The 22142-nt window shown below is 61.7% G+C and carries 23 protein-coding genes; 14 read left to right on the forward strand and 9 right to left on the reverse strand.

Going from position 1 to position 22142, the window contains the following annotated elements:
• Nucleotides 1-69: 69 nt before the first annotated feature.
• A complete protein-coding gene (locus OC71_RS21155) occupies nucleotides 70-699 on the reverse strand; it encodes an L-threonylcarbamoyladenylate synthase (RefSeq protein WP_007966016.1) in 630 nt (209 codons plus the stop codon).
• 13 nt (nucleotides 700-712) lie between these two features.
• Complete coding sequence (locus tag OC71_RS21160) at nucleotides 713-1576, reverse strand: PHP domain-containing protein (protein ID WP_041073066.1); 864 nt, start codon at nucleotides 1574-1576, stop codon at nucleotides 713-715.
• An 87-nt stretch (nucleotides 1577-1663) separates the two neighbouring features.
• Here OC71_RS21160 and OC71_RS21165 point away from each other — a divergent pair, with 87 nt between their 5' ends.
• The 6 genes from OC71_RS21165 (at nucleotide 1664) to OC71_RS21190 (ending at nucleotide 6141) form a co-directional block, all read left to right on the forward strand.
• Entirely contained in the window at nucleotides 1664-2260 is a 597-nt protein-coding gene (locus OC71_RS21165) for a septation protein A (protein ID WP_027613975.1), read from the forward strand.
• 1 nt (nucleotide 2261) lies between these two features.
• On the forward strand, nucleotides 2262-2561 hold the full coding sequence (locus OC71_RS21170) for a YciI family protein (protein ID WP_025110562.1): 300 nt from the start codon (nucleotides 2262-2264) through the stop codon (nucleotides 2559-2561).
• Between the two features lie 246 nt (nucleotides 2562-2807).
• A complete protein-coding gene (locus tag OC71_RS21175; protein ID WP_041073068.1) occupies nucleotides 2808-3218 on the forward strand; it encodes a translation initiation factor 2 in 411 nt (136 codons plus the stop codon).
• Between the two features lie 7 nt (nucleotides 3219-3225).
• Nucleotides 3226-3903 (forward strand): response regulator transcription factor, encoded by a 678-nt coding sequence (locus OC71_RS21180; RefSeq protein ID WP_041073070.1) that lies wholly within the window; start codon nucleotides 3226-3228, stop codon nucleotides 3901-3903.
• 277 nt (nucleotides 3904-4180) lie between these two features.
• On the forward strand, nucleotides 4181-4630 hold the full coding sequence (locus OC71_RS21185; protein ID WP_041073072.1) for a Spy/CpxP family protein refolding chaperone: 450 nt from the start codon (nucleotides 4181-4183) through the stop codon (nucleotides 4628-4630).
• A 170-nt stretch (nucleotides 4631-4800) separates the two neighbouring features.
• A complete protein-coding gene (locus tag OC71_RS21190) occupies nucleotides 4801-6141 on the forward strand; it encodes a HAMP domain-containing sensor histidine kinase (protein WP_041073074.1) in 1341 nt (446 codons plus the stop codon).
• 191 nt (nucleotides 6142-6332) lie between these two features.
• Here the strand turns inward: OC71_RS21190 and OC71_RS21195 are convergent, their stop codons facing one another.
• Entirely contained in the window at nucleotides 6333-6899 is a 567-nt protein-coding gene (locus OC71_RS21195; protein WP_041073077.1) for a nitroreductase family protein, read from the reverse strand.
• A 121-nt stretch (nucleotides 6900-7020) separates the two neighbouring features.
• Between OC71_RS21195 and OC71_RS21200 the strand changes: the two genes are divergently transcribed.
• Nucleotides 7021-8475 (forward strand): TrkH family potassium uptake protein, encoded by a 1455-nt coding sequence (locus OC71_RS21200; protein WP_041073079.1) that lies wholly within the window; start codon nucleotides 7021-7023, stop codon nucleotides 8473-8475.
• Here OC71_RS21200 and OC71_RS21205 read toward each other — a convergent pair.
• On the reverse strand, nucleotides 8432-9487 hold the full coding sequence (locus tag OC71_RS21205) for an AraC family transcriptional regulator (protein WP_198759098.1): 1056 nt from the start codon (nucleotides 9485-9487) through the stop codon (nucleotides 8432-8434). The genes OC71_RS21200 and OC71_RS21205 overlap by 44 nt on opposite strands.
• A 164-nt stretch (nucleotides 9488-9651) precedes the next feature.
• Here OC71_RS21205 and OC71_RS21210 point away from each other — a divergent pair, with 164 nt between their 5' ends.
• Both OC71_RS21210 and OC71_RS21215 read left to right on the forward strand, forming a co-directional pair.
• Nucleotides 9652-9963 carry a DUF962 domain-containing protein gene (locus OC71_RS21210; protein WP_041073083.1) on the forward strand — a complete coding sequence of 104 codons (312 nt, stop codon included), beginning with the start codon at nucleotides 9652-9654 and terminating at the stop codon, nucleotides 9961-9963.
• A 26-nt stretch (nucleotides 9964-9989) separates the two neighbouring features.
• Nucleotides 9990-10580, forward strand: coding sequence for an HD domain-containing protein (locus OC71_RS21215; protein ID WP_041073085.1), 591 nt, complete (start codon nucleotides 9990-9992; stop codon nucleotides 10578-10580).
• A gap of 116 nt (nucleotides 10581-10696) precedes the next feature.
• Here OC71_RS21215 and OC71_RS21220 read toward each other — a convergent pair whose 3' ends face one another.
• The gene (locus OC71_RS21220; protein WP_041073087.1) at nucleotides 10697-11512 is read right to left on the reverse strand and encodes a UDP-2,3-diacylglucosamine diphosphatase; all 816 of its coding nucleotides are present in this window, start codon (nucleotides 11510-11512) and stop codon (nucleotides 10697-10699) included.
• Nucleotides 11513-11648: 136 nt separating this feature from the next.
• On the opposite strand from OC71_RS21220, the gene OC71_RS21225 reads away from it, so the two are divergent.
• Nucleotides 11649-12413: an AraC family transcriptional regulator gene (locus OC71_RS21225; protein WP_041073089.1), complete on the forward strand. Its 765-nt coding sequence runs from the start codon at nucleotides 11649-11651 to the stop codon at nucleotides 12411-12413.
• A gap of 74 nt (nucleotides 12414-12487) precedes the next feature.
• Nucleotides 12488-13381 carry a DMT family transporter gene (locus tag OC71_RS21230; RefSeq protein ID WP_041073091.1) on the forward strand — a complete coding sequence of 298 codons (894 nt, stop codon included), beginning with the start codon at nucleotides 12488-12490 and terminating at the stop codon, nucleotides 13379-13381.
• Here OC71_RS21230 and OC71_RS21235 read toward each other — a convergent pair.
• Complete coding sequence (locus OC71_RS21235) at nucleotides 13375-13662, reverse strand: SelT/SelW/SelH family protein (RefSeq protein ID WP_041073093.1); 288 nt, start codon at nucleotides 13660-13662, stop codon at nucleotides 13375-13377. The genes OC71_RS21230 and OC71_RS21235 overlap by 7 nt on opposite strands.
• 71 nt (nucleotides 13663-13733) lie before the next feature.
• Here OC71_RS21235 and OC71_RS21240 point away from each other — a divergent pair, with 71 nt between their 5' ends.
• Complete coding sequence (locus OC71_RS21240) at nucleotides 13734-15923, forward strand: patatin-like phospholipase family protein (protein ID WP_041073095.1); 2190 nt, start codon at nucleotides 13734-13736, stop codon at nucleotides 15921-15923.
• Nucleotides 15924-16065: 142 nt separating this feature from the next.
• Here OC71_RS21240 and OC71_RS21245 read toward each other — a convergent pair whose 3' ends face one another.
• The 3 genes from OC71_RS21245 to recQ all read right to left on the reverse strand — a co-directional run bounded on the left by OC71_RS21245 (nucleotide 16066) and on the right by recQ (nucleotide 20669).
• Complete coding sequence (locus OC71_RS21245; RefSeq protein WP_041073110.1) at nucleotides 16066-17844, reverse strand: FimV/HubP family polar landmark protein; 1779 nt, start codon at nucleotides 17842-17844, stop codon at nucleotides 16066-16068.
• 127 nt (nucleotides 17845-17971) lie between these two features.
• Nucleotides 17972-18406, reverse strand: a complete 435-nt coding sequence (locus OC71_RS21250; RefSeq protein ID WP_027613988.1) for a MarR family transcriptional regulator — start codon at nucleotides 18404-18406, stop codon at nucleotides 17972-17974.
• 133 nt (nucleotides 18407-18539) lie between these two features.
• Complete coding sequence (gene recQ, locus OC71_RS21255) at nucleotides 18540-20669, reverse strand: DNA helicase RecQ (RefSeq protein WP_041073098.1); 2130 nt, start codon at nucleotides 20667-20669, stop codon at nucleotides 18540-18542.
• 390 nt (nucleotides 20670-21059) lie between these two features.
• On the opposite strand from recQ, the gene OC71_RS21260 reads away from it, so the two are divergent.
• Together OC71_RS21260 and OC71_RS21265 are read left to right on the forward strand one after the other, a co-directional pair.
• Nucleotides 21060-21647 (forward strand): YecA family protein, encoded by a 588-nt coding sequence (locus tag OC71_RS21260; RefSeq protein ID WP_007962155.1) that lies wholly within the window; start codon nucleotides 21060-21062, stop codon nucleotides 21645-21647.
• Nucleotides 21648-21657: 10 nt separating this feature from the next.
• Nucleotides 21658-22053 carry a YbaN family protein gene (locus OC71_RS21265; RefSeq protein ID WP_041073100.1) on the forward strand — a complete coding sequence of 132 codons (396 nt, stop codon included), beginning with the start codon at nucleotides 21658-21660 and terminating at the stop codon, nucleotides 22051-22053.
• Nucleotides 22054-22142: the final 89 nt, after the last annotated feature.

A 22142-nucleotide genomic window follows, 5' to 3' on the forward strand; every position in this document is an offset into this window, starting at 1 on the left:
GACCATGGCAAACGGCAGTTCCTGCTGGGCGCCGGCCTGGGGATCGACAACGGTTTCCACTGCGGACATTCAGGCCTCGACCATGAACGGCGCGGGGTCGCCGCAACCGACGCGGATCACTTCCGGGTCGTCGCCGGTCAGGTCAATCACGGTGGATGCCTTGATCCCGCCGAAACCGCCGTCGATGATCAGGTCCACCTGATGTTCAAGCAATTGGCGCATTTCGTACGGATCGCTCAGCGGATCTTCATCGCCGGGCATGATCAGGGTCACGCTCATCAGCGGCTCGCCGAGTTCGGCCAGCAACGCCAAAGCAATCGGATGGCTCGGCACCCGCAGGCCGATGGTGCGTTTTTTCGGATGCAGCAACAGGCGCGGCACTTCGCGGGTGGCGTTGAGGATAAAGGTGTAAGGCCCCGGCAGATGCGCCTTGAGAATGCGGAAGGTGCCGGTGTCGATCTTGGCGTAGTTGCCCAGTTGCGACAGGTCGCTGCAGATCAGCGCAAAGTTGTGCTTTTCGTCGAGCTGACGCAGACGGCGCACGCGCTCGATCGCGGTCTTGTCGCCGATCTGGCAACCGATGGCGTAGGAAGAGTCCGTGGGATAAATCACCACCCCGCCCTTGCGGATGATCTCGACCGCCTGTTTGATCAGGCGCGCTTGCGGGTTTTCCGGATGGATCTGGAAAAATTGACTCACGTTTTCTACCTGTTCAGACGGCGGCAATAACTGTGTCATGTTTGAACCGACACCACAGGGGTGGAAGGTCCTCGGGAACCGGCCGGTACTGGCCAATCTCCGACCAGCCTCCAGGGCCATGGAAATCACTGCCGGCGCTGACCAGCAGACCGAACTCGCGGGCAAGGATTGCCAGGCTGCCGACCTGTTCCGCGGGCTGATGGCCATTGACCACTTCGATTGCATGCCCGCCCGCTTGAATATAGTCGGCAATCAGCTTTCGGCGCTTGCTGCGGGTGAAATCGTAGTGCCATGGATGCGCCAGACTGACCCACGCTCCGGCGGCGCGCAGGGTGCTGACGGTGTCTTCCAGCGTCGGCCAGTGTTGCTTGACGTCACCCAGCTTGCCGGCGCCGAGCCATTTACGGAACGCCTCGGCGCGATCCTTTACAAAACCTTCACGCACCATCCAGTCGGCAAAATGCGGACGGGCCGGGGCGTTGCCGCTGTCGCCCAGCTCCTGCTGGATCTGCCGGGCGCCGTCGAGGGCACCGGGCATACCTTTGAGGCCGAGCTTGCGGCTTATTTCTTCCGACCGCAGCCAGCGGCCATCGTGCAATTTGGCGATGGCCTCGACCAGTGGCGCGGCGTTGACGTCGAAACCGTAACCCAGCACATGGATGGTCGCCCCGCCCCAGGTGCAGGACAGTTCGACGCCGTTGACCAACTGCATGCCCAGTTCTTCGGCAGCGCTGCGCGCTTCGGCGAGGCCTTCTAGGGTGTCATGATCGGTCAACGCCAGGACTCGCACGCCGTTTTCAAACGCACGCGCAACCAGAACCGCCGGCGCCAGGGCGCCATCGGAGGCCGTGCTGTGGCAGTGCAAATCAACATTCACGGGGAGTTGTAACCTCAAATCAGCTGGCGCTATCGCGCGCCCATATGTTTGTTATTATGCCGCCACATCCAGCTTCTGGCTCTCACTGTGAAACAATTCATCGATTTCATCCCGCTTCTGCTGTTTTTCATCGTTTACAAACTGGATCCACGGGTCGTCGACATTGCCGGCCATGAGGTGACTGTAGGCGGTATTTACAGCGCCACGGCGATGCTGATCATCAGCTCCCTCGTAGTCTACGGCGCGCTGTTCATCAAGCAGCGCAAGCTGGAAAAAAGCCAATGGCTGACCCTGATCGCCTGCCTGGTGTTCGGCAGCCTGACCCTGGCCTTCCACAGCGAGACCTTCCTCAAATGGAAAGCCCCGGTGGTCAACTGGCTGTTCGCCCTGGCCTTCATCGGCAGCCACTTCATCGGTGACCGCCTGCTGATCAAACGCATCATGGGCCACGCGCTGACCCTGCCGGATCCGGTCTGGACCCGCCTGAACATCGCCTGGATCGCCTTTTTCCTGTTCTGCGGCGCTGCCAACCTGTTCGTGGCATTTACCTTCCAGAGCATCTGGGTCGACTTCAAGGTGTTCGGCAGCCTGGGCATGACCGTGCTGTTCCTGGTCGGTCAGGGCATCTACCTGTCCCGCCATCTGCACGACGCCGATACCACAACGCCAAAAACCGAGGACTGACATGCTCTACGCAATCATTGCCACCGACGTCGCCAACTCGCTCGAAGCCCGCCTCGCCGCGCGCCCGGCCCACCTCGAACGCCTGCAAGTGCTCAAGGGCGAAGGCCGCATAGTACTGGCCGGCCCGCACCCGGCGGTCGACAGCAATGATCCGGGCGCTGCGGGTTTCACCGGCAGCCTGATCGTCGCCGAATTCGACTCCCTGAGCGCCGCCCAGGCCTGGGCCGACGCCGATCCGTACATCGCCGCAGGCGTGTACGCCAGCGTGATCGTCAAGCCGTTCAAGCAAGTTCTGCCGTAAAGAGGCAACCTTGTGGCGAGGGAGCTTGCTCCCGCTGGGTCGCGCAGCGGCCCCGCTTTTCAAAGGCAATGGGACTGCTGCGCAGTCCAGCGGGAGCAAGCTCCCTCGCCACAGTTTCAACAGGTGCCTTATCTCTGCATTGCCTCTGGCACTGAACCTTCCCGCTTCTCACCGCTCTCAATCGCTCATTATTCTCGTTTGCCTGCCGACAACCTGCCCAATATCCATTTGCTAGCAGGAATCGCAATGCGCAAAGGTCCGTTGTGTCTGATGTGGGTCACGTTGACGATCATGGCGCCCGCCCATGGTGAGGAAACCACCGAAAGCGGCAGCTCCACGCCATTGTCATTAAGTGCCGGCAGCCAGATTACCGAGTTGCAGCAGCGCCTGAAGGCCAGCGAGCAGCAGCGGGAAGAACTGAGCAAACAACTGCAAAATGCCGACAACACCCGCGAAAGCGCCCAGCTTGCCCGGTTGCGCCAGGAGAATCAGCGCCTGAAGCTGCAACTCAAGGAAGCCCAGGCAAGTCCCTTGCCGCGTTTGCTGACCGAACAGCAGCAATGGTTCGTTACGGGCGCCGGGGTAGCGCTATTGGCGCTGCTGTGCGGTATCTTTGCCAGTGGAGCAAGCCGAAAACGTCGGCAATGGCTAAATTGAGTGAGTCATGAGCGAGCTGTTACTGATTGATGATGACCAGGAGTTGTGTGAACTCCTGAGTAGCTGGCTGAGCCAGGAAGGCTTCCTGGTGCGTGCCTGCCACGATGGCCAGAGCGCGCGCAAGGCGTTGGCCGAATCGGCCCCGGCGGCGGTGGTGCTGGACGTGATGCTGCCCGATGGCAGCGGTCTGGAACTGCTCAAGCAATTGCGCAGCGAGCACGCAGAGCTGCCGGTGCTGATGCTTTCGGCCCGTGGCGAACCGCTGGATCGCATTCTCGGTCTGGAACTGGGTGCCGACGATTACCTGGCCAAGCCCTGCGATCCGCGTGAACTCACCGCGCGTCTGCGCGCCGTGCTGCGCCGCAGTCACCCGGCCGCCGTATCGACCCAACTCGAACTCGGCGACCTGAGCTTCAGCCCGGTGCGCGGCGTGGTCAGCATCGATGAGAAAGAACTGACCCTCACCGTTTCCGAAAGTCGTTTGCTCGAAGCCCTGCTCAAGCAGCCCGGCGAACCGCTGGACAAGCAGGAACTGGCGCAACTGGCCCTCGGGCGCAAGCTGACCCTGTACGACCGCAGCCTCGACATGCACGTCAGCAACCTGCGCAAGAAGATCGGCCCGCACCCCGACGGCCGCCCACGCATCGTCGCCCTGCGCAGCCGTGGTTACTACTACAGCCTGTAAATCGGGAAAGACCTGCCTGAATGCTATATGTGGCGAGGGAGCTTGCTCCCGCTGGACTGCGCAGCAGTCCCTCGTTTTTGATTCGAAAAGCGAGGGCCGCTTCGCTGCCCAGCGGGAGCAAGCTCCCTCGCCACACGCCGGTTTGCCGGTGATATTTGTCAGGCAGGGTACGAAGCGTCTTTACCCAAGCTTTACGCAGCGCTGACCGCCGCTGACCTTGATCTCCGTAATCTGTACTCATCCGGAACGTACCGGGAACGAGACAAGGAGATACACCATGCGCAAGACTCTTATCGCTCTGATGTTCGCTGCCGCTCTGCCCACCGTCGCCATGGCCATGCCACAGGATGGTGGCCCGATGGGTGGCCCGCTCGACGGCCCACGCCACGGCGGTCAGATGCACGGCGAACACGGCAAAGGCCCGTACAGCCAACTCGACCTGACCCGCGAACAGCGCGATCAGATCCGCAAGATCATGGGCGAGCAAATGCACGAGCGTCGCCAGGTGGTCGAGAAGTACCTGGAAAAACTCTCGCCGGCTGACCAGAAAGCCATGAAAGACGAGATGGCGGCCAACCACAAGAAAGCCGAAGCTGACGTACGCAACCTGCTGAAACCGGACCAACAGAAGAAATTCGACGAGATCCAGAAGAAACAGGCTGAACGCCGCGCCGAATGGGCCGAGTTCAAGGCGTGGAAAGCGCAACAGCCGCAAAAGGCGCAATAATGTTCTAATCACAGGCCCGACGGCTGACACCGTCGGGCCTGTTCACATCCGCCCTCTGTAGGAGCTGCGGCACGCTGCGATCTTTTGATTTTGCTTCTGAAAAATAAGATCAAAAGATCGCAGCGTGCCGCAGCTCCTACAGGGGTTAAGCGTTTGATTGAGGATTTTCTGTGCGTTCATTGTTCTGGCGTATTCTCGCGAGCTTCTGGCTGGCCATCGCCCTGGTCGCAGGGCTGTCGATCCTGCTCGGGCACATGCTCAATCAGGACGCGTGGATCCTCAGCCGCCATCCGGGCCTCAACACGCTGGCCGCCGAATGGACGCAAACCTACGAAGCCCAGGGCGAAGACGCCGCGCAGGACATCCTTCAACAGCGCAAACGCCAGTACCACATTGACGTCCAGGTGCTGAACGAAAGCGGCGACCCGGTGGTGCGTGGCACCTTCCCGCGTCGCGCCGCCGCCTTCGAAGCCAGACAGAACAACGATGACCGACGTCTGCCCTGGCGCCGCCTGACCGACGAATTCACCAGCGAAAAAACCGGCGACACCTACCTGTTCATCTTCCGCATTCCGCACCCGGAGCTCGATGCGTGGCACCGTGAAAGCCTGCTCTGGCCGCTGAGTGCGCTGGGTATCGCGCTGGTGGTACTGACCCTGTTCAGCCTGCTGGTGACCTTCTCCATCACTCGCCCGCTCAGCCGTTTGCGCGGTGCGGTGCATGATCTGGGGCAGACCACCTATCAACAGAACAGCCTGGCGAAACTGGCCAACCGTCGCGACGAATTCGGTGTGCTGGCCAATGACTTCAACCGCATGGGTGCGCGACTGCAAAGCCTGATCGGCAGTCAGCGCCAGTTGCTGCGCGATGTGTCCCACGAACTGCGTTCACCTCTGGCGCGACTGCGCATCGCGCTGGCGCTGGCGGAACGGGCCAATCCTGAAGAACGGGAAAAACTCTGGCCACGCCTGACCCGCGAGTGCGATCGGCTGGAAGCGTTGATCAGCGAAATTCTGGTGCTGGCGCGGGTCGATGCCGACAACGCCAGTGCCGAAGCGGTGGACCTGAACGCCCTGCTCGGCACCTTGCAGAAAGATGCTCAGCTCGGCTCACCCGAGCAGACCGTGCGCCTGAACGCCGAGCCTCAGTTGAATCTGACCGGATGGCCGACCATGATCGAGCGCGCCGTCGACAACCTGTTGCGCAACGCCCAGCGCTTCAACCCGGTGGGCCAGGCAATCGAAATGCAGGCCACACGTCAGGGCGAGCGGATTGTCGTGAGCGTGCGCGACCACGGGCCGGGCGTGCAGGCCGAGCACCTGAGTCAGTTGGGCGAACCGTTTTACCGGGCGCCGGGGCAAACGGCGGCGGGACATGGCCTGGGCCTGGCAATTGCCAGGCGGGCGGCGGAGCGGCATGGCGGGAGTCTGACCCTGGCCAATCATCCCGAGGGCGGGTTTATTGCCAGCCTGGAATTGCCGCTGGTGCCAGGCGCTATCGTCCAGCCTTAAAAGCCCCTCACCCCAGCCCTCTCCCGGAGGGAGAGGGAGCCGACCGAGGTGTTATGCGAATTGCATCGACCTGGCAAGCCGTGTCGACTATGGATTCAGCGAAGATCGCTCCGGTCGGCGCATCCCTGGAGTATTCCCCAATCAGTCCCCTCTCCCTCCGGGAGAGGGTTAGGGTGAGGGGCTTTTGATCTTCAAGCCTTGGACGGCCAGGCGCTGACGAACTCGGCCTGGTCGACTTTCTCGGCAACGCGCGGCTCCTTCTGCGGCGTGCCGAGATACAGGAAGGCAATCACCTGCTCGCCTTCAGCCAGGCCCAGCCCCTTGGCCACATGCGCCGAATAGGCCAGATCACCGGTACGCCACACCGCACCAATCCCCTGCGCGTAAGCCGCCAGCAGAATCCCGTGCGCCGCACACCCCGCCGCCAGCAACTGCTCGGCCTTCGGATACTTGACGTGTTCCTGCAGTTTCGCGATCACCACGACCACCAGCGGCGCCCGCAGCGGGCCGTTGCGCGCCTTGTCGATCATCGCTTCAGTGACTTCACCTTCCTGCATCTGCGCCGCTTCGGCCAGCAACTCGCCCATTTTCTCGCGCGCCGCCCCTTCGACTGTAAGGAAACGATACGGCTGCAAGTGGCCGTGATCCGGTGCGCGCAGGGCTGCGCCAAACAGGGCTTCGCGCTGCTCGGCAGTGGGGGCTGGTTCGACCAGGCGTGGAACGGAAACACGGTTGAGCAACGCGTCGAGAGCCTGCATCGGCCACCTCCTGAGAAAAATGTGCGGCTATTCTAGCTTCATCTGCCAACGGGATGCCGGTTTACATGCCCTGCCTCACGGGTAGAATGGCGCCCTTCCCACTTCAGCCCGAGCGGACTTCATGGCGTTGCCGACCTTACGGATCATTGGTTTCATCATCGGCATCTTCCTGATCACCCTGGCCATCGCCATGGTTGTGCCCATGGCCACCCTGGTGATTTTCGAGCGCACCGGCGATCTGCCGTCGTTCCTCTGGGCGAGCATGATCACTTTCCTCGCCGGCCTCGCACTGGTGATCCCCGGCCGCCCCGAGCACATTCACCTGCGCCCGCGCGACATGTACCTGCTGACCGTCAGCAGTTGGCTGGTGGTGTGCATTTTCGCCGCGCTGCCGTTTTTGCTGACCCAGCACATCAGCTACACCGATTCGTTCTTCGAAAGCATGTCCGGCATTACCGCCACCGGCTCGACCGTGCTCAGCGGGCTCGACACCATGTCCCCGGGGATCCTGATGTGGCGCTCGCTGCTGCACTGGCTCGGCGGCATCGGCTTCATCGGCATGGCGGTGGCAATTCTGCCGTTGCTGCGCATCGGTGGCATGCGCCTGTTCCAGACCGAATCGTCCGACCGTTCGGAAAAGGTCATGCCGCGTTCGCACATGGTGGCGCGCCTGATTGTCGCGGCGTACGTCGGTATCACCATCCTCGGCAGCCTGGCGTTCTGGTGGGCCGGGATGAGCCCGTTCGATGCGATCAACCACGCGATGTCGGCGATCTCCACCGGCGGTTTCTCGACCTCCGACCAGTCATTGGCGAAGTGGACGCAACCGGCGGTGCACTGGGTCGCGGTGGTCGTGATGATTCTCGGCAGCCTGCCGTTCACCCTGTATGTGGCGACCATGCGCGGCAACCGTAAGGCGTTGATCAAGGATCAGCAGGTGCAGGGCCTGCTCGGCATGTTGCTGGTGACCTGGCTGGTGCTCGGCACCTGGTACTGGTGGACCACCAAGCTGCACTGGCTGGAGGCGCTGCGGCACGTGGCACTGAACGTGACCTCGGTGGTCACCACCACCGGTTTCGCCCTCGGCGACTACAGCCTGTGGGGCAACTTTTCGCTGATGCTGTTTTTTTATCTGGGCTTTGTCGGCGGCTGCTCCGGCTCGACCGCGGGCGGGATCAAGATCTTCCGTTTCCAGGTCGCCTACATCCTGCTCAAGGCCAACCTTAACCAGTTGATTCACCCGCGTGCGGTGATCAAGCAGAAGTACAACGGCCACCGTCTCGACGAAGAGATCGTGCGCTCGATTCTGACCTTTTCGTTCTTCTTCGCCATCACCATCTGCGTGATCGCCCTGCTGCTGTCGCTGCTCGGCGTGGACTGGATGACTGCACTGACCGGCGCCGCCAGCACCGTGTCCGGCGTCGGCCCGGGCCTGGGTGAGACCATTGGCCCGGCGGGCAACTTCGCCACCCTGCCGGATGCAGCGAAGTGGATCCTGTCGTTCGGCATGCTGCTCGGCCGACTGGAGATCATTACGGTGTTTGTGCTGTGTATTCCGGCCTTTTGGCGTCACTGACCGGCGCCTGCAACAGCCGCGCCCGATAATCGCCGGGCGTGGTATCGAACCAGCGACGGAACGCGCGGAAGAAGTTGCTCGGATCGGCAAACCCCAGCAGATACGCAATCTCCAGCAAGGTCATGCTCGGCTGCGCCAGATACTGCTCGGCCAGTTCACGGCGGGTGTCGTCGAGCAACTGCTGAAAACTCGTGCCCTCCTCCTGCAACCGCCGCTGCAGGGTACGCTGCGACAGATGCAGGGTCTGCGCCACCGTATCGCGCTTGGGTTCGCCCTGCGGCAGTAAACGGCACAACACCTGGCGCGCTTTGTGGGTCACGCGGCTTTCGGAAAACCGCGCCAGGTATTCCCCGGCAAACCGGTCGTGCAACAGCGCCATGGCTTCGTTGGCGGTGGGCAGTGGCGCCTCCATGTCGGCCCTTTCGAAAATCAACGCATCGTACGGTGCGTTGAACATCAGCGGCGCATGGAAGGCTTGCCTGTAAGGTTGCAGGTCGGCGGGCTCGTCGCCCTGGAACAGCACTTTGACCGGATGCAGCGTGCGCCCGGTCAACCAGCTGCACAGGCCCAACGCACAGGCCAGCGAGGCTTCGGCGCTCTGCCGGGTCGGCGGCAGGTGATCGCCATGCACGGTCAGAATCAGCGCGTAGCCTTCTTCGAGCAGACGAAAACTCAGGTCGGCGCTCTCGGCGATGATCCGCTGATAACGCACCAGCCGTTGGAAGCCTTCGGCCAGAGTGTTGCTCGACATCAAGGCATAGCCGGCGACATGGAACGAGGCCGGACGCACCACTTTGCCCATGTTCAAGCCGATCGCCGGGTTGCCGGACAGCTCGACCGCCCGTTGCCAGAGGCGGGTCATGGAATCTTGCGGGAAGCGCGCATCCGGATCATTCAGGGCGGCGTAATCGAGCCCCAGTTGCTTGAACAGTACCCGGCAATCCAGGCCGTCCATCTCCAATGCTTTGACAATCCCCATCGCCCAGCTTGCAGAAGTCGTTCGTTCGCTCATGGCGTCATTCTTTTACATGATGGATCACATGTTGCGACCCGATTAGCGAAGGATACTAAAGTGGCGCCCATTGTCACTGGCTGATACCAGTGTTCACTCTAGACTCAAATAGGCTACCCGCTGAACAACTTGCCGTCAGAACAATAACCACAGAGATCGCAGTCGTGGAAAACATCAAGCCATTCAATAGTTTCGCCGAGTTCTATCCGTATTACCTCAGCGAACACGCCAACAGTACCTGTCGCCGATTGCATTTTATCGGCACCACGCTGGTGATTTTCATTCTGGCCATGACCATCGCCAAAGGCGCCTGGCTACTGTTGCTGGCCCTGCCGCTGGCCGGTTACAGCTTTGCCTGGGTCGGGCACTTCTTCTTTGAGAAGAACCGTCCGGCGACTTTCCAGCATCCGCTGTACAGCCTGCTCGGCGATTTCGTCATGTACCGCGACATGATCCTCGGCCGCGTGGCGTTCTGAAACCCGACACACCAGGAGGCTTGCCGATGAACGCCAATGCCCGCTTCACCCACATGCAGGATGGCACGCAGGAAGACTGGGCGATCATCGCCGCAGACTTCAGCGCCTACGCCCGGCAATTGCCGTCGCGGATCGTCGCGCATCTGAAGTTGCTGGAAGGTGATTTCGGCGGCTTCCCGGTGGATCGACTGACCCACTCGCTGCAAACCGCGACCCGCGCCTATCGCGATGGTCGTGACGAAGAATACGTGGTCTGTGCGCTGCTGCATGACATCGGCGACACCCTGGGCTCTTACAACCACCCGGACATCGCGGCGGCGATTCTCAAACCGTTCGTCAGCGCCGAAAATCTGTGGATGGTCGAGAAGCACGGGATCTTTCAGGGTTACTACTTCTTCCATCATCTGGGCATGGATCGGCACCTGCGCGAGCAATTCGCCGAGCATCCGCAGTATCAGGCGACGGCGGAATTCTGCGCCAAATACGATGCGGCGGCGTTCGACCCGGCGTATGACAGCCTGCCGCTGAGTTTCTTCGAGCCGATGATGGAACGGCTGTTTGCGCAGCCCAAGCATTCGATCTACAAGGCGGCGATGGAAGAACACGCCCCGGCCTGATGTTGTCTGTACCGGCCTCATCGCTGGCAAGCCAGCTCCCACAGTGATCGGGGGCGTTCGCAAGACCTGTGGGAGCTGGCTTGCCAGCGATGAGGCCCTTTTGTATAGCCGAGAAATCAGGCGATCTCGGCGACCTTGGCCGCCTTGAGCTGCGCCTCCCGCGCCTGCGCATCCGCCAGGCGATACAGCTCGATCGTGCCATCCCAGTGCTCGATCAACGCCGTGCACGACTCCACCCAATCGCCGCAGTTGAGGTAGTCCACCTCCCCGACCTTGCGGATCTCGGCATGGTGAATATGCCCGCAGACCACGCCGTGCAATTCGCGTTTCACACATTCGTGGGCGATGGCTTCTTCGAAGTCGCTGATGAAGCTCACCGCCGTCTTCACCTTGTGTTTCAGGTACGCCGACAACGACCAGTAGCCGTAGCCATAACGGGCACGCCAGTGATTGAGCCAGCGGTTGAGGGTCAAGGTGAACTCGTAGGCCGAGTCGCCGAGAAAGGCCAGCCAGCGGTGATAGCGGGTGATCACGTCAAACTGATCGCCGTGAATCACCAGCAGGTGCCGGCCATCCGCCGTGACATGCACGGCCTCATCGACCAACTGGATGTTGCCGAGGATCAGCTTCGAATAACGGCGCAGGAATTCGTCGTGGTTGCCGGTGACGTAGATCACCTCGGTGCCGCGCTTGCTCATGGTCAGCAGGCGACGGATCACGTTGGTGTGCGCCTGTGGCCAGTACATGCCGCCGCGCAGCTTCCAGCCGTCGATGATGTCACCGACCAGGTAGATCTTGTCGGCATGGTAGCCCTTGAGAAACTGCGACAAGTGCTCGGCCTGGCAGTCCCGTGTGCCCAGATGCACATCGGAAATCCACAAGGTGCGCACCCGTTGTTTACGGCTGGGTCTGGCGAGCTCGGCGCTGGTCATGGGCAACCCTCTGCGATGTTTTCGCCACTGTGCACGCGCCGGGTGAATCGACCATGACAGGCAGGCGTCAGTCGTGTGACAGCGCGCAAGCCCGTTGCCCCGGTGTAGACTGGCGCTCACTTCGGAGACCTCTGCCATGCGCCCGATCCTGACTCTGCGCCAATACACCCACGACCTGATCGTCCACAGCCACGACCACGCGCAACTGGTGTTCGGTCTGTCCGGTGCGCTGGATTTCGAAGTCGAGGGTCAGGGCAGCCAGGTGCGCCAGCAGAGTTTCGTGGTCGTCCCCGGCGGCGCGCATCACGCCTGCGGCAGCCCCGATGGCAGCCGTTGTCTGGTGCTGGACGTACCCGACGGGCCATGGCTGAACGACTCGCTGGGCGAGCACGCCGACGCCAGTCAGCGCTTGCTCGACCAGCCTGCGCGGTTGTCCCTTGATGCCGGGCAAAGCCAGTTGGTCAACTGGCTGGCGCACAGCCCGGTCACGGATCCGCTGATCGCCCAGCAAGGCGCGGTGTTGCTGCTCGCCAGCCTGAATCACGCCAGACCTGCCGAACACTCGGCGCGGCGTCTGCCCTACGCGGCGCTGGATGCGCACATCGAACAATACGCCGCCTACCCGCTGCAAGTGGCCGATCTGGCGCAGATCGCCGGATTGTCCAGCGCCCGCCTGCACGCACGGTTCATGGCGGAATGCGGGCAGACGCCGATGGACTACATTCGCAGCCGGCGGCTGCACAAGGCGGTTTGCCTGCTGCGTGACACGGCGCTGCCCATCGGCGAAATCGCCTGCCGGGTCGGCTACAGTTCGCAAAGTGCGTTCGCGGCGGCGGTATTGCGGGAGTTTGGCGCATCACCGGGCCAGTTACGCCGCGATTCCTGCGACAAAAAACGCTAGTTCGCCGACAGACTTCTGCGCCGCAACACGTTTCAATGGGCAACATTGAAACCGTGTTCGGATTAAGGATTGCAATGACTCCGCGTACTGCCCTCGGCGCCCTGCATATCGGCGCTCTGATGTTCGGCCTGACCGGTGTGTTCGGCAAACTCGCGGCCGCCTCACCGGCGGTGATCGTCTTCGGACGTGCGGCGTTTGCCGTGCTCGCCCTGGCCTTTTTCGCCCGCTTCGCCAGCCAGCACGGCTGGCAGAAACTGCAGGCGGTCGACTGGCGCCGTCTGGCACTCAGCGGCGTGTTGCTGGCCGGGCACTGGGTGAGTTTTTTCATCGCGGTGAAAGTCGCCGGGGTGGCGATTGCGACCTTGGGCTTCGCGAGTTTCCCGGCGTTCACGGTGATTCTTGAAGGGCTGATTTTCCGCGAACGCATCCGCGCCAATGAAATCGTGCTGGTGGTGCTGGTCAGCGTCGGTCTGGTGTTGGTCACCCCGGCGTTCGATCTGGCCAGCGGCGCCACGACCGGCCTGCTCTGGGCGGTACTCTCAGGCCTGCTGTTCGCCTTGCTGTCGCTGACCAACCGTGCCAGCTCCGGACGTATCCCGGCGGTGCAGGCGGCACTGTGTCAAAACGTGGTGGTGGCGCTGTGTCTGCTGCCGGTCGCGGCCCCGCAACTGAGCGAAGTACACGCGATGGACTGGCTGTGGATCGGCCTGCTCGGGGTGTTCTGCACCGGCGTTGCGCACAGCCTGTTTGTCGCCAGCCTCGCGGTGATCAAGGCGCGCACCGCCGCCGTGGTGTTCGCCATGGAGCCGGTCTACGGCATCACCGTCGCCTGGTTGCTGTTCGATGAAAACCCGACTGTGCGCATGCTGGTCGGCGGCGCGCTGATCATCGTCGCCATCGTGGTCTCCGCGCGGATGTCAGGCAGCGCCGACAAGAAAACCGTCGCGGCCGAAGCGGCGTCTCACTGAGTGCGATCGTTGTGGCCGAGGTCGCGCTCAGGGTCGATCTGATCGCGGACTCGCTGCTTGAGCACCTTGGCCTCGGGAAAGCCGCCGTCGGCCTTGCGCTCCCAGATCTGCACATCGTCGCAGCTGATGTGAAATACCCCGCCGGTGCCGGGCACCAGCGAGACCTTGCCGAGGTCGTCGCCGAAAGTGCTGAGCAGTTCCTGCGCCAGCCACGCGGCGCGCAGCAGCCACTGGCATTGGGTGCAATACGTGATGACGATTTCCGGTTTTGCAACAGACATGTTCGCTGAAACTCCTGAGACAGAGGGCGCCGCTATAATAGCCGGCTTTATCGCTTGCCCCGAGACTCACCATGCGCCGTTTGCTGTTCTGCCTGCTGCTTGGCTTGCTGCCGTTATTTGTGAATGCCACCGAAGCCACCCGCCCGAAAGTCGGCCTGGTGCTGTCCGGCGGTGCTGCCCGTGGTCTGGCGCACATTGGCGTGCTCAAGGCCCTTGAGGAGCAAGGCATCAAGATCGATGCGATTGCCGGCACCAGCATGGGCGCGGTGGTCGGTGGCCTGTATGCCTCGGGCTACAAGATCGATGAGCTGGAAAAACTCGCGTTGAACATCGACTGGCAACAGGCACTGTCCGACGCGCCGCCCCGGGAAGACGTGCCGTTTCGCCGCAAACAGGACGACCGCGATTTTCTGGTGAAACAGCAACTGAGTTTCCGCGATGACGGCAGCCTCGGCCTGCCGCTGGGGGTGATTCAGGGCCAGAACCTGGCGCTGATGCTGGAAAGCCTGCTGGCGCATACCAGCGACACCCGCGACTTCGACAAGCTGCCAATCCCGTTCCGCGCGGTCGCCACCGACATCGCCAACGGCGAAAAAGTGGTGTTCCGCAAAGGTCACTTGCCGCAGGTGATCCGCGCCAGCATGTCGATCCCGGCGGTGTTCGCCCCGGTCGAACTGGACGGCCGGCTGCTGGTGGACGGCGGCATGACCGATAACATCCCGCTCGACGTCGCGCGGGAAATGGGGGTCGATGTGGCGATCGTGGTCGACATCGGCACCCCGCTGCGCAACCGCAAGCAACTGACCACCGTGGTCGATGTGCTGAACCAGTCGATCACCCTGATGACCCGGCGCAACTCCGAAGAGCAACTGGCCGCCCTCAAACCCGGCGACGTGCTGATCCAGCCGGCGCTGGCGGCATTCGGGGTCACTGATTTCGGCAAAGCCCAGGAAATGATCGACGCCGGTTACCGCGCCACGCGGATTCTCGACACCCGCCTCGCTCAGCTCAAACCTCAACAATCCCAGGACGCCGAACTGAACGCTGCCCGCGCCCCGGGCCAGCGCACGCCGATCATCACCGCGATCAAGGTCGAGAACAATTCGAAAGTCGGTGACGACGTGATCCGCTACTACATCCGCCAGCCCATCGGTGAGCCATTGGATCTCGGTCGACTGCATTCGGACATGGGCACGCTGTACGGCCTCGATTACTTTGAACAGGTGCAGTACCGCGTGGTGCACAAAGGCCAGGATCACACGCTGGTGATCAGCGCCCGAGGCAAACGCAGCGGTACCGATTACCTGCGGGTCGGCCTGAACCTGTCGGACGACATGCGCGGCGACAGCGCTTTCAACCTCGGCGCCAGCTATCGCATCAACGGCATCAACCGTCTCGGCGCGGAATGGCTGACCCGGGCGCAGATCGGCGACAAACAGGAGCTGTACACCGAGTTCTATCAACCGCTGGATGTCGGCTCGCGCTACTTCATCGCGCCCTCTCTGGTGTTCCAGGCGCAGAACGTCGACGCGGTGCTCGACAACGATCCGATCGCCCAATACCGGGTCGAACGCTACGGTATGGCCCTGAATGTCGGACGGCAGATCGGCAACAACGGCGAAGTGCGTTTCGGCGTCGGCGAAGCCTGGGGCAAGGCCGACGTGCGCATTGGAGATCAAGACCTGCCGAGCGAACACTTCAACGAGGGCTTCTATTCGCTGAAATATTCGTTCGACTCGCTGGACAACGTTTACTACCCCCACGACGGCAAAGACATCAGCCTGACCTTGCTGCAATTCGAACCAAGCCTGGGTTCGGACACCCGTTACCGCCAGTGGGAATTCAAGCTGGACAAAGCCATGAGTCGCGGTCCGGATACGCTGATTCTCGGTGGCCGCTATGGACGTACGCTGGATGACACCAACGTGGTGACCTCAAGCTTCCTGCTCGGAGGCGCACGGCAGTTGTCGGGCTTTCGTGAGGATTCGATCTCCGGGCAAAACGTCAGCCTGATGCGCGCGGTGTATTACCGCCGGTTGACCCCGCGCTCGTATCTGCCACTGGACTTCCCGTTGTATGCCGGCGCCTCGCTGGAACGCGGCCGGGCGTGGAACAACGACAACGAATTCGACAGCGGCTACATCAATGCCGCCAGTGTGTTCATCGGTTTCGATACGCCGTTGGGACCGTTGAATTTCACCTATGGCTTGAATGATGCGAATGAGCAGGCGGTTTATCTGAATCTGGGGCAGACGTTCTGATCATTCAGGTGGATTGATGTTGTCGGCCCTGACGCCTTCGCGAGCAAGCTCGCTCCCACAATAGAACGCATTCCAACTGTGGGAGCGAGCTTGCTCGCGAAGGCGATAGCCCAGTCACCGCGCAATTGCGGTGACTCAACCATCAGCGAATACCCGCGAGTAACGTCCGCGCCGTTTGCTTGAGGGGCTCGTCTCCTTCCTTGAGCAACTCATTGAGCAAGGCAATGGCGCTGTCGATATCCCCGTCATCAATACAGGTTTGCGCCTGTTCAAGCTTCACCGAACCGACAGCAGGTTCCGGTTCCTGCAGCGTCAGTGGCTCCAGCGCCAGTGATGGCGGCGGGTCACCAAATTCATTGAGAAAGTCATCATCCAGCGGCTGCGCGTCGGGTTCGGGAATCCACTCCAGCTCCGCCTCGTCATTCACGGTGGCTTCGGGCAACTCAAAGTCCACCGGCAGCACTTCAAGGCTTGAGTCCGACGCGGGGGCGCCCGCGGATGGCTGATCTGCGGCCTTACGACTGTCCTCAAGATCCCAACTTGAAGCCATCGACAGCTCGCCCAGGTTCAATTCGAAGTCATCCTCAGGCGCTGGTGGTACTGCTGGCGCAATCGGTGCTGCAGCGATGACAGGCAACACCGGTGTGATCGCGGCAACACGGGTGAGCTTTGGATGACGCGCCCGGATCGCCTCCAGTTGCAGAGGATCGACTCCTGCCCCGCGCAATTGGCTTTCCTGCTGCTCATAAGCGGCACTGTCGCCCTGGCGCCCCAACACTTCAAGCAATTGCACGCCCAGATCGGTTCGCTCCGGCTCTTTGTCCAAGGCATCGCGCAACAGTCCGACGGCCTCGTTCAGGCGTCCATAGGCCAGATAAATCCCCACCGCCTCCAGCACATCCCCCGCCGCCGGCTCTTCACGATGCTCGGGTGTTGCACTGAGGCTGATCGAGGGCGCAGCGGGTCTGTCGTCCAGATCCGGCTCGTGACCGGTCGGGGCAAGCGCCAGCGGCGCTGCATTTTCGGCCAGTTGACGGCGACGGCGCACGAATAGCCCACCCACCAGCAAGCCCAACAACAGCAGCAAGCCGCCGAACAGCGGCCAGTTGAGATCATTGTCCTCGACTGGCGGCGCGGCGGGTGCTGGCGCTGGGGTTGGCGGCGTAACCACCGGTGCCGGAGGCTTTTGCACTTCGGTCAACCGCGTTTGCAGATCACTGACCTGTTTTTTACCGTCGGCAATCTGCACATCCTGCGCCTGCAGTTTGACGTTGAGTTCGTCCACCGTCTTTTGCAGTTGCTGATTGAGCAGTACGCTGGCCGCCAATTGCTCCGCGAGGGCATCGCTGGCGGGTGAAGCCGCCGCTGGAGATGCCGGCGCTGAGGACGGCGCCTCGCGTTTGCCCTGGGCTGCCTGAGGCGCCGCGGTGGCAGGCTCGACGGCGGGAAATTCAGAGGATTGCGGATGGGGATCGGGTTCATCCGTGGCCGGTACGATACTGGGCGATCCAGGCGGATCGATCAGCACCGTGTACTCGCGCAGCAGGCGGCCATTGGGCTGATCAAGCTGCAGCAGAAAATTCAGAAAGGGTTCCTTGACCGGCTTGCGCGAGGTCACCCGGATCATCTGCCGATTGCCATGCAGGATCGGGGTGAACTTGAGGTCATTGAGGAAGAACACCCGTTCCACCCCGGCCCGGCCGAATTCATCTGCCGTGGCCAGGCTGGCCGAGAGATCGCTGGCACTGAGGCCAGCGGCATCCACCAGCGCAATGTCGGCCTTGAATGGCTGATTGAGACCCGAGTGAACCGTGATGTCTCCCAGGCCCAGTGCCATCGACCAGGTCGAATAGCTGAATACGCCAGCGACCAGCAGCCATTTGGCGCCACTGCGCAGTACCACGTGCCGACTTGCGTGCATGAGCATCCCTTAGATAAGCAAAACCGGTTTCTATGCGTTCGCACATCCGGTACGAACACGATATTGCCCAGTAGTTCTTATAGTCTGCTCAGCGCGATCTCTCAAAAAACCGGCACGCGGTTATGCCTCAAGATTTTTCCAGGTTGCCCAGAATGTGCCCGTGAACCCGCATGCACACCTTCAAATCCGCCTCGTCGACGCCTTCGAACAATTCGTGGCGCAGTTGCGTGGCAATGGTTTCGATTTGTTCGATCAGCGGCAGCGCCGGCGCGCAGAGCACGATTTTTTTCGCCCGGCGGTCTTCCATCACCGACTGGCGTTGCACCAGGCCCTGGCTTTCCAGACTGTCGAGCAAACGCGCGAGGGTCGGCCCCTCGACGCCGACGCTTTGCGCCAGCTCGCGTTGGGTCGGCGCATCTTCAAATCGCGCCAGATGCAGCAGCACCAGCCAGCGCGCCTGGGACAATCCCAGACCCGCCAGTCGGCGATCCAGTTCGGCGCGCCAGCCACGGGACATCTGGGCCAGTTGCATGCCAAAGCGGTGTTGATCGGTTAACGGCATAAAACACTCATGAGTAGACTGATAAATAGAGAAAAACTAATTATTAGTCAGCTAAGCATGACATTTGGCTATAGGCAAGAGCCGACCTGTACTGAATCGTTACAACTGCCTGACGGTTGGCGCAAACGCCCTCTTACATTTCAAACTCAGATTGCAACGCGGCTCTGACGCAATAAAGAACGCCTTCCGGAACCCGACCGGCGAACAGCTCGGCGACTTCGGCGACCGACGGCAACTCGCCTTCGCCGTCGAGGAACGCATCCTGCACTTCGCCCATCAGTTCTTCAGGCAGGTCGAGCGCCTGCTCCAGCGACAATTGCTGCTTGCCAATGGCCTCGGCGAGCATGGTGTAGACGTTCTTTTCCGAGCACTGCAACTGCCCGGCGATCTGCATCGGGGTCATGCCGGCGCGAGCCAGAGTGATCAGTTCGTGACGCACGTCGGCCACCACTTTCGGCGCCTCGGCCTCGCCGCCGAGCACTTCGAGGAAGGCTTCGCCGTAACGTTCCAGCTTGCGCGCACCGACACCGCTGACACGCGCCATGTCGGCCAGCGAGGTTGGCTGGCTGCGGAGCATTTCCAGCAGCGTCGAGTCGGGGAAGATGACGTACGGCGGCACGCCATGCTCTTCGGCGAGTTTGCGTCGCAGGGCGCGCAAGGCTTCCCACTGCTCGCGCTCTTCGCCACGCACCAGTTGACTGGCCGGGCTCTTGCTGGCGGTCTTGGCGGTGACCTGCGGCTTGAGGTCGCGGCGCAGTTCCAGCGTCACCTCGCCCTTGAGCAACGGCCGGCAGGTGTCGCTGAGGCGCAGGCCGCCATAGCCCTCGTGATCGACGTCGGCCAGACCACGCGCCACCAACTGACGAAACAGCGAGCGCCATTCGCTTTCGCTCAGCGCCTTGCCGACGCCATACACCGACAGATGCTGATGACCGAAACTGCGAACCTTTTCGTTGTCCTTGCCCAGCAACACATCCACCAGATGACCGACGCCATAGCGCTGGCCGGTGCGATAGATCGCCGACAGCGCCTGGCGCGCCGGCTCGGTGGCGTCCCAGGTCTGCACGCCGTCGACGCAGTTGTCGCAGTGGCCGCACGGCTCGGGCATGTCTTCATCGAAATACGCCAGCAAAGTCTGCCGGCGGCAGCGGGTTTCTTCGCAGAGCGAGAGCATGGCGTCGAGCTTGTGCTGCTCCAGGCGTTTGTGGCGCTCGTCGCCTTCGGAGTTCTGCAGCATCTGCTTGAGCATCACCACGTCTTGCAGACCGTAGGCCATCCACGCATCCGCCGGCAGGCCATCACGGCCGCCGCGCCCGGTTTCCTGATAGTAGGCTTCAAGGGATTTGGGCAGATCGAGGTGCGCGACGAAACGCACGTTGGGCTTGTCGATGCCCATGCCGAACGCCACGGTGGCGACCATGATCAGGCCTTCCTCGTTGAGGAAGCGCTTCTGGTGATAGGCGCGCAAATCATTGGGCAGACCGGCGTGATACGGCAGCGCCGGGAAGCCCTGCTCGCTGAGGAACGCGGCAACTTCTTCAACCTTCTTGCGCGACAGGCAATAGACGATGCCGGCATCGCTGCGCCGTTCGGCAAGGAATGCGAGCAACTGCTTGCGCGGCTGCTCCTTGGGCACGATGCGGTAGAAGATGTTCGGCCGGTCGAAGCTCGACAGGAAGCGCTCGGCGTTCTGCAAGTGCAGGCGGGTGACGATTTCTTCGCGGGTACGCTTGTCGGCGGTGGCGGTCAGGGCGATGCGCGGCACGTCGGGGAACATTTCCGCCAACTGGCCCAGTTGCAGGTATTCCGGGCGGAAGTCGTGGCCCCATTGCGACACGCAGTGCGCTTCGTCGATGGCGAACAGGGCGATGTTCAAGCCTTGCAGGAACGACAGCATGCGCGGCTGCACCAGACGCTCGGGCGCCAGATAGAGCATTTTCACTTCACCACGCTTGATCCGTGCCGCCAGATCACGCTGCTGTTCAGCGCTCAAGGTGGAGTTCAGTGCGGCGGCCGCCACACCCAGCTCTTCGAGGGTAGCGACCTGATCGTCCATCAAGGCGATCAACGGCGACACCACCACTGCCAGGCCTTCGCGCAGCAGCGCCGGCACCTGAAAGCACAGGGACTTGCCGCCACCGGTAGGCATCAGCACCAGCGCATCACCGCCGCTGGCTACGCGCTCAATGATTGCACCCTGACGGCCACGGAAACTGTCGTAGCCGAAGATGTCCTTGAGGACGCGTTGAGCCTGTTCGAGCATAAAAACTCCAAAAATCTACCGAAACATCCCTGCACAGGCTGGTTCAGAACAGCCAGGGCTGCTTAAACAAAACGTAAGAACGCATTGCAATGACAGCCGCAATACGAGCAGGGAGCGCAAAACGCGGCAGTATACCCGAGCCCTTCCCGGCAGGGGGTGCCGCTGAGAAGACTCATTCCTGCACCTCTGCTGTAGGAGCTGCCGAAGGCTGCGATCTTTTGATCTTGATCTTGAAAAACAAAATCAAAAGATCGCAGCCTTCGGCAGCTACTACAGGGATGGGCGGTGCATCTGCGGGCCGTGGCGGGGCAAATCTGCCGTGCGGCTGGCTTGAGCGCTCAAGAAGGCCTAGAATTCCCGCATTGTTTATTCCCCCAAGGTAGCCCCGTAATGTCCTTCGCTGAGCAACTAACCCGCCTGCAAGTCTTTCTCGACGCCGACGAGCTGCACGAAGAGGCGCTGGATTACGTGGCCGCCCACGGTTACCTGACCGCCCTGTCGATCTGCGCAGAAGACGTACCGGAGCGTGAGTGGATCGACGCCCTGTTCGCCGAAGAGCCGCATTACAGCAGCGAGGCCCAGCGCGAAGAAATCGAAGCCACGCTGATCGGTCTCAAGGCTCACATCGCCCGTCAGCTGGCGTCCGACGAAGAATTCGAACTGCCGTGCGATCTGGACCTCGGTGATGAGCCGGACGACTCTGAACTGCGCGGCTGGTGCATCGGTTTCATGGAAGGCGTGTTCCTGCGCGAAGCGGCCTGGTTCGAGACCGCCGAAGAAGAAGTCAGCGAAATGCTCCTGCCGATCATGGTCGGTTCCGGCCTGTTCGACGAGCAGCCAGAGTTCGAAGACATCGCCAAGGACGCCAACCTGATGGACGACATGATCGTGCAGATCCCCGAAGCCCTGACCGCGCTGTACCTGCTGTGCCAGGCGCCAGACGAAAAACCGGCGATCCTCAAGCCACGTCACCACTAAGATCCGGCCTATGGACAACCCCATAGGCAACCGCTCCCTGATGTTGCGCTACTTCCTGCTGGCCGTCGGCTGGCTCAGCGTGGCATTGGGGGTGATCGGGATTTTCCTGCCGGTTCTGCCCACCACCCCTTTCCTTTTGCTGGCGGCCGCCTGTTTCGCGCGCAGCTCTCCGCGTTTCTATCAATGGCTGGTCGAGCACCCGAAGCTCGGGCCATGGATCCGCGACTACCTCGACGGCAACGGCATTCCGCTCAAGGGCAAGGTCTACGCGATCGGGCTGATGTGGGCGAGCATTCTGTTCTCGTGCTACCTGGTGCCGCTGCCTTGGGCACGGGGGTTCATGTTGACCAGCGCGGTGTTGGTGACGGTGTACCTTCTGCGACAGAAAACCCTGCACAAACGATGAGCGCTCAGCAACCGTTCGTCGAAAAACCCTGCTCACCTGTCAGATCTGACAGTAGCCAGGCGATCGGCTTCAATCCTTAAATCACTCCG

It is taken from the genome of Pseudomonas sp. W15Feb9B (assembly GCF_000828175.1).
Classification (GTDB): Bacteria; Pseudomonadota; Gammaproteobacteria; order Pseudomonadales; family Pseudomonadaceae; genus Aquipseudomonas; species Aquipseudomonas parakoreensis.